Origin of the sequence: Roseococcus sp. (assembly GCF_965227005.1) — a bacterium.
In the GTDB taxonomy this organism is placed as follows: domain Bacteria; phylum Pseudomonadota; class Alphaproteobacteria; order Acetobacterales; family Acetobacteraceae; genus Roseococcus.
On sequence record NZ_CBDDFJ010000023.1, the window covers coordinates 1 to 12,013 of the forward strand.

The 12,013-nt window shown below is 62.9% G+C and carries 6 protein-coding genes, 3 tRNA genes, 3 rRNA genes and 1 pseudogene; 4 read left to right on the forward strand and 9 right to left on the reverse strand.

Annotation, left to right across the window (positions count from 1 at the left end; genetic code table 11):
• Together ACO057_RS12685 and ACO057_RS12690 are read left to right on the forward strand one after the other, a co-directional pair.
• A pseudogene (locus tag ACO057_RS12685) lies at nucleotides 1-419 on the forward strand (MFS transporter); the annotation flags it as partial.
• On the forward strand, nucleotides 416-1,333 hold the full coding sequence (locus ACO057_RS12690; protein WP_421992237.1) for a TauD/TfdA dioxygenase family protein: 918 nt from the start codon (nucleotides 416-418) through the stop codon (nucleotides 1,331-1,333). The pseudogene ACO057_RS12685 and the gene ACO057_RS12690, both read left to right, overlap by 4 nt.
• Before the next feature lie 90 nt (nucleotides 1,334-1,423).
• Here the strand turns inward: ACO057_RS12690 and ACO057_RS12695 are convergent, their stop codons facing one another.
• Nucleotides 1,424-1,594 carry a hypothetical protein gene (locus ACO057_RS12695; protein WP_421992239.1) on the reverse strand — a complete coding sequence of 57 codons (171 nt, stop codon included), beginning with the start codon at nucleotides 1,592-1,594 and terminating at the stop codon, nucleotides 1,424-1,426.
• Between ACO057_RS12695 and ACO057_RS12700 the strand changes: the two genes are divergently transcribed.
• Nucleotides 1,593-1,739 carry a hypothetical protein gene (locus tag ACO057_RS12700; protein ID WP_421992241.1) on the forward strand — a complete coding sequence of 49 codons (147 nt, stop codon included), beginning with the start codon at nucleotides 1,593-1,595 and terminating at the stop codon, nucleotides 1,737-1,739. The genes ACO057_RS12695 and ACO057_RS12700 overlap by 2 nt on opposite strands.
• Before the next feature lie 67 nt (nucleotides 1,740-1,806).
• On the opposite strand, the gene ACO057_RS12705 is transcribed toward ACO057_RS12700, so the two are convergent.
• The 7 genes from ACO057_RS12705 to clpB form a co-directional block, all read right to left on the reverse strand.
• Nucleotides 1,807-1,880: transfer RNA gene (locus ACO057_RS12705), tRNA-Met, on the reverse strand.
• 61 nt (nucleotides 1,881-1,941) lie between these two features.
• A 5S ribosomal RNA gene (rrf, locus tag ACO057_RS12710) occupies nucleotides 1,942-2,056 on the reverse strand.
• Nucleotides 2,057-2,172: 116 nt separating this feature from the next.
• Nucleotides 2,173-4,909 (reverse strand): 23S ribosomal RNA (locus ACO057_RS12715).
• A gap of 330 nt (nucleotides 4,910-5,239) precedes the next feature.
• Nucleotides 5,240-5,311 (reverse strand) — tRNA-Ala (locus ACO057_RS12720).
• Nucleotides 5,312-5,351: 40 nt separating this feature from the next.
• Nucleotides 5,352-5,428 (reverse strand) — tRNA-Ile (locus ACO057_RS12725).
• Between the two features lie 337 nt (nucleotides 5,429-5,765).
• Nucleotides 5,766-7,252 (reverse strand): 16S ribosomal RNA (locus ACO057_RS12730).
• Together the 16S, 23S and 5S rRNA genes with 3 tRNA genes alongside form the textbook arrangement of a ribosomal RNA operon.
• Nucleotides 7,253-7,742: 490 nt before the next feature.
• Nucleotides 7,743-10,331 carry an ATP-dependent chaperone ClpB gene (clpB, locus tag ACO057_RS12735; RefSeq protein WP_421992243.1) on the reverse strand — a complete coding sequence of 863 codons (2,589 nt, stop codon included), beginning with the start codon at nucleotides 10,329-10,331 and terminating at the stop codon, nucleotides 7,743-7,745.
• 133 nt (nucleotides 10,332-10,464) lie between these two features.
• Here clpB and ACO057_RS12740 point away from each other — a divergent pair, with 133 nt between their 5' ends.
• On the forward strand, nucleotides 10,465-11,226 hold the full coding sequence (locus ACO057_RS12740; RefSeq protein WP_421992245.1) for an MOSC domain-containing protein: 762 nt from the start codon (nucleotides 10,465-10,467) through the stop codon (nucleotides 11,224-11,226).
• 39 nt (nucleotides 11,227-11,265) lie between these two features.
• On the opposite strand, the gene ACO057_RS12745 is transcribed toward ACO057_RS12740, so the two are convergent.
• Nucleotides 11,266-11,976: a hypothetical protein gene (locus ACO057_RS12745; protein ID WP_421992247.1), complete on the reverse strand. Its 711-nt coding sequence runs from the start codon at nucleotides 11,974-11,976 to the stop codon at nucleotides 11,266-11,268.
• Nucleotides 11,977-12,013 lie beyond the last annotated feature (37 nt).

Genomic DNA, 12,013 nt, shown 5'->3' on the forward strand with positions numbered 1-12,013 from the left:
TCTGCGCGATCAGCCTCGCCGCCTGCGCCCTGTTCCGGCCGGGCTGGCCGGAGCTGCTGATCTACCTCGTCCTCGTCATCGGCGGCTTCGCACGGTCGCTGCAGTTCAACGTCTACGGCAACCTCGCTTATGCCGACGTGCCGCCCGCGCGGATGAGCGCGGCCACGAGCTTCCACGACACCTTCCAGCAGCTCTCCATGGCCATCGGCATCTCGATCGGCGCGCTGGTGCTCAGCGCCTCCATGGGGATCCAAGGCCATGAGTCGCCGGGCCTCGGCGATTTCTCCACGGCCTTCGTGGCGGTGGGACTCATCTCCGCCGCCGCCGTTCCCTTTTGCCTCGGCCTTCACCGCGATGCGGGCGCCAAGCTCGTCGCGCGGGCGCCCGCCCGCCTTACCCCGAAAGGACCAAGCCCATGAGTGCCTCCACCCTTGAAAACCGCCCCGCCGCGCCGCTGATCGATCCCTCCCGCGTGCTGGACGTCGCGCCCTGGCTGCGCGGCGCCGAGCAGGTCGGCGACGTGAAGCTGATCCCCTACAGCCCGATCCTGGGCGCGCGGGTGGAGGGCTTCCGCACGACGCATCTCGGCAATGCCGAGGTGCGGCAGTTCCTCTACGACCAGCTGCTCTCGCGCGGTTTCCTCGTCTTCGCGCCAGGCAGCTTCGACGCCGCGGATTTCGTGGATGTCGTGCGGCTCTTCGGCAACCCGCAATACATGGGCACGCCGCACACACCGAAATCGCAGGTCAACAAGGCGATGAACACCATCGATTCCAAGACCAAGAAGACGCGTGCCAACTACATCTGGCACATCGACCAGGCCTTCCAGCCCGAGCCCACGCGCTTCACCGCGCTCTACGGCGAGGTGGTGCCCGACAACGGCGGCGACACCATCTTCGCCAATGCCACCGCGGCCTACGATCTGCTGGACCCGCTGCTCGCCGCCTGGCTGGAGACGCTGACCGCCATCCAGTCCTTCGACGCGCAGGGATTCCTCACCTACGCCTACGGCCATGATCCGGAGCTGCTCGCGCAGAAGCGCGCCGAGAACCCGCCCATCGAGACGCCTGTGATCAAGACGCACCCAGAGACAGGGCGGAAGCAGATCTTCGTCAACGAGCTCTACGCGACGCGGATCGTCGGCCTGACCCCGGTGGCGAGCCAGGCCGTGCTGAGCCTGCTCTTCGACGTGATCAAGTCGCCGGAGATCCAGACGCGCTTCCGCTGGGAGCAGGGCTCGGCGCTGATCTGGGACAACCGGCTGGTGCAGCATCGCGGCGTCGGCGATTTCGGCGGGCAGCACCGGCTGCTGCACCGGGCCGTTGTGGCCTGATCTGGAAGGGGAGCCCCAAGGGGCTCCCCTTTCGCGTCACGCCTCGACGGGGCGCGACTTGTCGGACGTCCATTCCGACCAGGCGCCGGGTTAGAGCGCGGCCTCGACGCCAATCTCATCCAGCGCCGCGATGAGCAGCGTCGACGCGACCGCGCCGCCGCAATAGGCCGCGACGGGGCCGTCCAGCGCGATGCCTTGCTCCGCCGCCATGGCGCGCAGGCGCTCGGCCGGCAGTGGCGTGGCCGACGCGTCCGCGACCATGGATCCGGAACTCTCCGCTGCCTTCGTGGGCAACTTCACGGCCGAATGGAACCGTCTGCAGGCCGAGGCGTCCGCTGGACTGGCTTTCCGTCAGCAGGAGCTCGATCGGGTGGATCGTCAGCTCAACAAGCTGGCCGCTGGCTAACGAGGGCCTGAACAGCAAAACGCCCCGACATTTCTGTCGGGGCGTTTTGTGATCGGGCGAAGTTGGGATGCGGGGACAGGATTTGAACCTGTGACCTTCAGGTTATGAGCCTGACGAGCTACCGGGCTGCTCCACCCCGCGGGGGTGTCTGTGCGGGGTTAAGGGTCCCCGTGATGTGGGATGTTTGACTTTCGGTTGGGTGGCCTGGCGCTGACCGACTCTCCCGCCGCTTGAGCGGCAGTACCATAGGCGCAGGAGTGTTTCACGGCCGAGTTCGGGATGGGATCGGGTGTTTCAACTCCGCGATAGGCACCAGGCCACCGAACCGAAAGGGTTCAGGTGGTGTTGGAATGGTTGGTTTTGGTGATGTGATTGAGTGGTAGTGGGGTTTGGTGCTGCGTGCGGTGTCCTCTTACGAGGACTGCACGTGTAGAATGATGAGCCTATCGGGCGATTAGGACCGCTTAGCTGCGTGCATTACTGCACTTCCACAGACGGCCTATCAACGTGATGGTCTATCACGGCCCTCAGGGAGACCTGGTTTTGAGGTGGGTTTCCCGCTTAGATGCTTTCAGCGGTTATCCCGTCCACACTTAGCTACCCAGCGGTGCCACTGGCGTGACAACTGGTGCACCAGAGGTATGTCCATCCCGGTCCTCTCGTACTAGGGACAGATCCTCTCAAGTCTCCAACACCCACAGCAGATAGGGACCGAACTGTCTCACGACGTTCTAAACCCAGCTCACGTACCGCTTTAATCGGCGAACAGCCGAACCCTTGGGACCTGCTCCAGCCCCGGGATGCGATGAGCCGACATCGAGGTGCCAAACCTCCCCGTCGATGTGGACTCTTGGGGGAGATCAGCCTGTTATCCCTAGAGTACCTTTTATCCGTTGAGCGATGGCCCGTCCACGAGGGACCACCGGATCACTAAGGCCGACTTTCGTCTCTGTTCGCGCTGTCACGCTCACAGTCAGGCGGGCTTATGCCTTTGCACTCAACAGCCGATGTCCGACCGGCTTGAGCCCACCATCGCGCGCCTCCGTTACACTTTAGGAGGCGACCGCCCCAGTCAAACTGCCCACCACGCAGGGTCCCGGCCCGGGATAACCAGGCTCGGTTAGACGCCAAAAAGGCACAGGGTGGTATTTCAAGGTTGGCTCCACACAAGCTAGCGCCCATGCTTCAAAGCCTCCCACCTATCCTACACAGTCCCTTCCTGGCGCCACTGCGAAGTTGCAGTAAAGGTTCATAGGGTCTTTCCGTCTAACTGCGGGTACCCCGCATCTTCACGGGGAATTCAATTTCGCTGAGTCTATGCTGGAGACAGTGGGGAGGTCGTTACGCCATTCGTGCAGGTCGGAACTTACCCGACAAGGAATTTCGCTACCTTAGGACCGTTATAGTTACGGCCGCCGTTTACCGGGGCTTCAATTCGATGCTTGCACATCTCCTTTTAACCTTCCGGCACCGGGCAGGCGTCAGACCCTATACGTCATCTCTCGATTTCGCAGAGCCCTGTGTTTTTACTAAACAGTCGCCACCCCCTGCTTTGTGCCACCCACACCTGCTTGCGCAAGCATGGGTCTCGCTTATCCCGAAGTTACGCGAGCAATTTGCCTAGTTCCTTCAGCATAGTTCTCTCAAGCGCCTTGGTATACTCTACCTGTCCACCTGTGTCGGTTTAGGGTACGGTCCGATGCCAGAGCTATTTCCCGGACCAATCCAACCACCACCCCAATCCAATAAGGGGTGATAGAACTTCATGGCCGTCACTTCTGGCGGGCTCAGGAATATTCACCTGATTCCCATCGGCTACGGCTGTCGCCCTCGCCTTAGGGGCCGGCTCACCCTGCGCGGATTAGCCTTGCGCAGGAACCCTTGGACTTTCGGCGAGAGGGTTTCTCACCCTCTTTATCGCTACTCATGTCCGCATTCGCACTTCCCATACCTCCAGCAAACCTCACGGTTCACCTTCACAGGCCTAGGGAACGCTCCGCTACCACTACACTTTCGTGTAATCCACAGCTTCGGCAGATGGCTTGAGCCCCGTTACATTTTCGCCGCAAGACAGCTATTAGACCAGTGAGCTATTACGCTTTCTTTAAAGGATGGCTGCTTCTAAGCCAACCTCCTGGTTGTTTTGGCCGTCTCACATGCTTTCCCACTTAGCCATCATTTGGGGGCCTTAGCTGGTGGTCTGGGCTGTTTCCCTCTCGACTATGGACCTTAGCACCCACAGTCTGTCTCCCGCCCATCACTCACCGGCATTCGGAGTTCGGTAGGGTTTGGTAGGGCTTTGGGCCCCCCTAGCCCTTCCGGTGCTCTACCTCCGGTGGTGTTCAGACGAGGATCTACCTCAATAGATTTCGCGGAGAACCAGCTATTTCCGAGTTTGATTGGCCTTTCACCCCTAGCCACAGCTCATCCCCGACTTTTTCAACAGGCGTGGGTTCGGCCCTCCAGTGCGTGTTACCGCACCTTCAGCCTGGCCATGGCTAGATCACTCGGTTTCGGGTCTCATGCCGGCAACTGAACGCCCTATTCAGACTCGCTTTCGCTTCGCCTACGCCTAACGGCTTAAGCTTGCTGCCAACACGAACTCGCGGACCCATTATACAAAAGGTACGCCGTCACACCTCAAGGGTGCTCCGACTGCTTGTAAGCGTCCGGTTTCAGGTCTCTTTCACTCCCCTCGTCGGGGTGCTTTTCACCTTTCCCTCACGGTACTTGTGCACTATCGGTCGCCAAGGAGTATTTAGGCTTAGAGGGTGGTCCCCCTATGTTCAGACAGGGTTTCTCGTGCCCCGCCCTACTCAAGTACTCTCGACCACATCATGCCTACGGGACTATCACCCACTTTGGTCAGCCTTTCCAGACTGCTCGGCTTATTGATCGAAAGTCACTGGCCTGGTCCCCGTTCGCTCGCCACTACTAGGGGAATCTCTGTTGATGTCTTTTCCTCCAGGTACTGAGATGTTTCAGTTCCCCGGGTTCGCCTCCACACCCTATGTATTCAGGTGCGGATACTCTTTCGAGTGGGTTTCCCCATTCGGAAATCCGCGGATCAACGATTGCTCGCATCTCCCCGCAGCTTATCGCAGCGTGCCACGTCCTTCATCGCCTCTTGGCGCCAAGGCATCCACCGAACGCTCTTATCGCGCTCATCAGAACCACACATACCCACACGCAGGACCAAGCCCCACGCACGTTCTGTGCAGCCCAAACTAAATGCTCAGCTACTACTCAATTTATTCACTTCACTTGTTCACGCCGCATCCCAATCCCCAAGCCGCTCGCGCAGCTCAGCGACCACGATACGTCGTGACCAACCATTCCGATTCACCTGTCAAACAACACCGCTCCCCGGCTCAGACCCTTCTGGGGCCTTTCGCCGGATCGCGAAATCTGTCGTGCAGAGGCACGTGCGCGCCCTCCAGGGAATGACCAAAGCCACTCGACCCTCGAGGCAAAACTTCCGAACACCAGTTCACACAGTATGGAGACGGTCGGTATCGAACCGACGGCCCCCTGCTTGCAAAGCAGGTGCTCTACCACTGAGCTACGCCCCCGAAACCCCGCGGCATACGCCGCAAAAGACCTCCGAGGCTTTGGTGGGCCAAGGAGGACTTGAACCTCCGACCCCACGCTTATCAAGCGTGTGCTCTAACCAACTGAGCTACTGGCCCAAAGCCCAAGACCCAGCCGAGAGAACCAACCAGGACCTCTCAGACAGACCGGAGCCCCAAGGCTAGTCAACCCAGCCAGTCAAACCAAGCTCTCCAAACCAGGATACGCGGTCAGCGCCCAGAAAGATTGCTCTCTCCGCGGCATCGCACGCAGACCCGGTCAGATCGACCCGGCAATATCAGCAAAAGCGCGTCTATAGGGTTCATTCGCTCTCACCCAAGCCATCCCATCCGGGACAACCAGGCTCCTGCCGGTAGGCATGAACAAGCATTTTAGTCTTGTCGGAACCCGACAATACCAGGACAGCGAACCATCCACGATCGTCAGGTATCCTTGAAAGGAGGTGATCCAGCCGCAGGTTCCCCTACGGCTACCTTGTTACGACTTCACCCCAGTCGCTGACCCTACCGTGGTGACCGGCCTCCTTGCGGTTAGCCTAGACACTTAAGGTAAAACCAACTCCCATGGTGTGACGGGCGGTGTGTACAAGGCCCGGGAACGTATTCACCGCGGCATGCTGATCCGCGATTACTAGCGATTCCACCTTCATGCACCCGAGTTGCAGAGTGCAATCCGAACTGAGACGGCTTTTTGGGATCCGCTCGGCCTCGCGACCTGGCTTCCCATTGTCACCGCCATTGTAGCACGTGTGTAGCCCAGCTCATAAGGGCCATGAGGACTTGACGTCATCCCCACCTTCCTCCGGCTTGTCACCGGCAGTTCCTCTAGAGTGCCCACCCAAACATGCTGGCAACTAGAGGCGAGGGTTGCGCTCGTTGCGGGACTTAACCCAACATCTCACGACACGAGCTGACGACAGCCATGCAGCACCTGTCTTGCCGTTCCCTTGCGGGCACCAACGCATCTCTGCGAAGTCCGACAGATGTCAAGAGCTGGTAAGGTTCTGCGCGTTGCGTCGAATTAAACCACATGCTCCACCGCTTGTGCGGGCCCCCGTCAATTCCTTTGAGTTTCAACCTTGCGGCCGTACTCCCCAGGCGGTGCGCTTATCGCGTTAGCTACGACACTGAGTGACTAAGTCACCCAACATCCAGCGCACATCGTTTACAGCGTGGACTACCAGGGTATCTAATCCTGTTTGCTCCCCACGCTTTCGCGCCTCAGCGTCAGTAATGGACCAGCTCGCCGCCTTCGCCACCGGTGTTCTTCCCAATATCTACGAATTTCACCTCTACACTGGGAATTCCACGAGCCTCTTCCATCCTCTAGCTCACATGTATCAAACGCAGCCCCCAGGTTAAGCCCAGGAATTTCACGCCTGACTGTGTGTGCCGCCTACGCGCCCTTTACGCCCAGTCATTCCGAGCAACGCTAGCCCCCTTCGTATTACCGCGGCTGCTGGCACGAAGTTAGCCGGGGCTTCTTCTACGGGTACCGTCATCATCGTCCCCGTCGAAAGGGCTTTACAATCCGAAGACCTTCTTCACCCACGCGGAATTGCTGGATCAGGCTTGCGCCCATTGTCCAATATTCCCCACTGCTGCCTCCCGTAGGAGTCTGGACCGTGTCTCAGTTCCAGTGTGGCTGATCATCCTCTCAGACCAGCTACCGATCGTCGCCTTGGTAAGCCTTTACCTCACCAACAAGCTAATCGGACGCAGGCTGCTCCAAAGGCGCATCGCTGCTTTGTCCCTCAGGACATATGCGGTATTAGCGCCAGTTTCCCGACGTTATCCCCCACCTTAGGACACATTCCTACGCGTTACTCACCCGTCCGCCACTGACATTGCTGCCCGTGCGACTTGCATGTGTTAAGCATTCCGCCAGCGTTCGCTCTGAGCCAGGATCAAACTCTCAGGTTCATCACCCAATCCGAAGATCAGGCCAACCCACCATCCTAAACCCTACTTCCACGCCCAGCATCGACATCACCAAATCAGCCCAAACCAAAAACCCGCAGCCAACACCAACCAAACCTAAGCCCAGCAGCGCCAACCACGCATCCAGATCCAAGAGCCAATCCGCTCAACATCAACACCAAACCATGGCATCAATATAAACGCGCACTATACTCATCTGCATCAACAGATTCGAATGTAAAACAACGCAGCAGGACTTGCATCCCACCGACCGTTACCACCAGAGTTGCCCCTGAGCAGCGGGAGGGCTTCCTAGCCGAGTTGCCTCAGCCACGTCAACCCACCCAAGACAACCAACCGAAGCACCTCAGCGCCCCAGCCAGCCCACCGTCCGAAGCGCCTCAGTGCTCGTCCGGTGAAGCGGCTTTTATGAGAGCGACACAGAACTGTAAAGCCCTTCAGCATGTTACTCGCGCATAACGGTCATGAGGACCTAAATGCCGGCGGCCTCCTTGACCGCAACCTCGAGGCCGTCATCGCCCACGCCGACCTCCAGCGAGTCGCCATTCTTGACCGCGCCCTCCAGCAACAGCCCCGCCAGACGGTCCTGGAGGTTGCGCTGGATCACCCGCTTCAGCGGCCTGGCCCCGTAGATGGGGTCATACCCCGCCTCGGCCAGCCAATCCCGGGCATCGGCGTCCAGGGTGAGCGTGATCTTCCGCTCGTCCAGCAGGCCACGCAGCCGCTGCAGCTGGATATCCACGATCTGGCCCATGTCCTGCCGCGCCAGGCGGCTGAACAGCACCACCTCGTCCAGGCGGTTCAGGAATTCCGGCCGGAAGCGCTCGCGCACCGCCCGCATCACCGCCGGCCGCGCCATCTCGACATCCGCATCCTCCGGGAGCTCCGCGATCGCCTGCGAGCCCAGGTTGCTGGTCAGGACGATGATGCAGTTGCGGAAATCGACCGTCCGCCCCTGCCCGTCCGTCAGCCGCCCGTCGTCCAGCACCTGGAGGAGGATGTTGAACACATCCTCATGCGCCTTCTCGACCTCGTCGAAGAGGATCACCTGATAGGGCCGCCGGCGGACCGCCTCCGTCAGCGTGCCGCCCTCCTCATAGCCGACATAGCCCGGAGGGGCGCCGATCAGCCGGGCCACCGCGTGCTTCTCCATGAATTCGCTCATGTCGATGCGGGTCATGGCGCGGTCGTCATCGAAGAGGAACGAGGCCACGGCCTTCACCAGCTCGGTCTTGCCCACGCCCGTGGGGCCGAGGAACAGGAAGCTGCCGATCGGCCGATGGGGGTCCTGCAGCCCGGCACGGGCGCGCCGCACGGCCTTGGACACCGCCTCCAGCGCCTCCTCCTGGCCCACGACCCTCCGCCGGAGCTCATCCTCCATCCGGAGCAGCTTGGCCCGCTCGCCCTCGAGCATCTTTTCGACCGGAACCCCGGTCCAACGGCTCACCACCGCGGCGATGCCCTCCTCGGTCACCGCCTCGTTGACGAGCTTGGCCCCGGTCTTCCCGGCATCGGCGATCTGCTTCTCCAGCGCGGGAATCGTGCCGTAGCGCAGCTCGGCCGCCTTGTTCAGGTCACCCCGCCGCTCGGCGAGATCCTGCTCGGTGCGGGCCTGGTCCAGCTGCTCCTTGAGCTTCTGGCTCTCGACGACCTGCCCCTTCTCGGACTCCCAGCTCGCGGTCATGGCCGCCGATTTCTCGCCCAGCTCGCTGAGTTCCGCCTCCAGCTTCTCCAGCCGGTCCTTCGAAGCCTGATCCTCCTCGCGCTTCAGCGCCTCCCGCTCGATCTTGAGCTGGAGCAGGCGCCGATCGAGCTCGTCCAGCTCCTCGGGCTTGCTGTCGACCTCCATGCGCAGCCGGCTCGCGGCCTCGTCCACGAGGTCGATCGCCTTGTCGGGCAGGAAGCGGTCGGTGATGTAGCGATTGCTGAGCGTCGCGGCCGCCACCAGCGCGCCGTCGGTGATGCGAACCCCATGATGCAGCTCGTATTTCTCGCGGATGCCGCGCAGGATGCTGACGGTGTCCGCCACGCTCGGCTCGCCCACCAGCACCGGCTGGAAGCGCCGTGCGAGGGCCGCGTCCTTCTCGATATGCTTGCGGTATTCATCCAGCGTGGTCGCGCCGATGCAATGCAGCTCGCCCCGCGCCAGGGCCGGCTTGAGCAGATTGGAAGCATCCATCGCGCCATCGGCCTTGCCTGCGCCGATCAGCGTGTGCAATTCGTCGATGAAGAGGATGACCTGCCCGGCCGCATCTTCGATTTCCTTCAGGACGCCCTTCAGGCGCTCCTCGAATTCACCGCGATACTTCGCTCCGGCCACCATGGCGCCGAGATCCAGCGACATGACGCGCTGATTCTTCAACGCCTCGGGCACGTCGCCACGGGCGATACGCAGGGCCAGGCCTTCCACGATCGCCGTCTTGCCCACGCCGGGTTCGCCGATCAGGACCGGATTGTTCTTCGTCCGCCGGGCGAGCACCTGGATGGTGCGCCGGATCTCCTCGTCGCGGCCGATCACGGGGTCGAGCTTGCCGGCCCGCGCCGCCTCGGTGAGGTCGCGCGAATACTTCTTCAGGGCGTCGAAGCTCTCCTCGGCGCTGGGCGCGTCCACCTTGCGGCCCTTGCGGAGACGGGTGATGGCCTCCTCCAGGACGGGGGCGGTGATCCGCCCGGCCTTGAGCGCGGCCTGCGCCGGGCTGGCGGCGGCGGCCAGGCCCAGCAGCATGCGGTCCTGCGCCACATAGGCGTCGCCGGCCTGGGTCGCGGCCTGCTGCGCGGCGTCGAGCGCACGGACCAGCTCGGGCGTGAGCTGCGGCGCCTGGCCGGCATTGCCGCCCTGCACGGCGGGAATCTTCCGGATGTCCGCCTCGACGGCGCCGCGCACGGCATTCACATCGCCGCCGGCGGCGCCGATCAGCCCCGAGGCCGCGCCCTGCTCGTCATCGAGCAGCGCCTTGAGCAGATGCTCGGGCGTCAGGCGCTGGTGATATTCGCGGATGGCGATGGTCTGCGCCGCCTGAAGAAAACCGCGGGCGCGTTCGGTGAATTTTTCCAGATCCATAGGTCTTGCTGTCCCTCTCGAGGCGACGATGTCTCAAGGCGCCCCCGATCGGGCTGCGCCTGTCGCATCTCATTGTGGGAATGAGGGATAGTGTGATTCAAGGGTGATCACTGGGGTAGGAGCACAAGAAGTCATGCGCGTCGAACACATCTATCGATACCCCGTGAAGGGTCTCTCGGCCGAAGCGCTGGAGGACGTCTCCCTCACGCCGGGCGAGTGCCTCCCCCACGACCGCCGCTTCGCCTTCGCCCAGGGCGATGCCCCCTTCGACCCGGCCGCCCCGGTCTGGATGCGCAAGACGCATTTCGCCTGCCTCGCGGCCAATGCCCGGCTGGTGAAGCTGCACACCGCCTATGACCCCAGGACCGGCCATCTGACGATCCACAAGCCGGACGGCGAAACCCTGTCGGTCGACGTCCGCACGCCCGCGGGCCGGGCCGAGGCCGAGGACTATATGACCGCCTATATGGCCGAGGAGGCGCGCGGCCGCCTGCGACTCGTGGACGCGCCTGGCTATAATTTCACCGATATTCCGCAGAAATCCGTGTCGATCATCTCGCTGGCGAGCCTCGCCGCGCTGGAGCGGGCGGCGGGGATGCGGCTCGATCCGCTGCGCTTCCGCGCCAATATATATGTGTCCGGCGGCGCCGAATGGGGCGACTTCGCCCTGATGGGGCGCGAGATCCAGCTCGGACAGGCGCGGCTGCGGGTCTGGAAGCGGATCGTCCGCTGCCCGGCGACGGAGGTGAACCCCGCCACCGCCGAGCGCGACGCCCGCCCGCCCCGCACCCTCTTTGAGCATTTCGGCCATGCCGATCTCGGCGTGCAGGCCGAGGTGCTGGAGGGCGGGCGCGTCTGCGTGGGCGACGCGCTGGAGCCGCTGGACCGGGGCTAAGCCCCCGGCCTAATCCCCCGGCCTAAACCCCTGGCCGGTTCAGATCTTCCGGCCGGGATTGGGCCCACGACCGCGACCCGGCGGGTCGTTCGGATCATTGTCCGTCGGCCCCGAGGGCTGCGCGGGGCGCGAGCCGCCACGGCCCTGGCCCGGCGGATCGTTCGGATCGGAATCGCTGATCCCGGGGCGCTGCTGGGGCGGCCGCTGGGGGGTCTTTCCGCCCGGCGAGGGCTGCTGCGGGCCGCGCCCACGGCCGGCCGGGTCGTTCGGGTCATTGTCGGTCGGGCCCTGGGGCTGGCGCGATCCGCCCCGGCCGCGCCCTGGCGGATCGTTCGGATCATTGTCCGTGACACCCCCGCTGCCGCCACGGCCCTGACCCGGCGGGTCATTGGGGTCGGAATCGCTGGTCCCACGCCCGCCGCTGCCGCCGCGACCCTGGCCGGGAGGATCGTTGGGATCGGAATCGCTCATCCCGGAACGACCGCCGCTGCCGCCGCGCCCCTGGCCGGGGGGATCGTTCGGGTCGGAATCGCTGGTCCCGGAGCCGCCGCCGCTGCCGCCGCGGCCCTGGCCGGGGGGGTCGTTCGGGTCGGAATCGCTGGTCCCCGTGCCGGGAGGGCGGGCCGGGGCGGGCTGCTGGCGCGTCTTGCCGCCCTGCGCCGAGGCATCACCGGAGGCGACGGTTCCGCCCAAGGCCGCCAGGTTCAGAACCAGCAGCCGGCGCCGAAGCCTCGGATCAAACGTCTTCATCGGTGTCTCCTCGCTGTCGGCAAGCTAGATGGTTTCA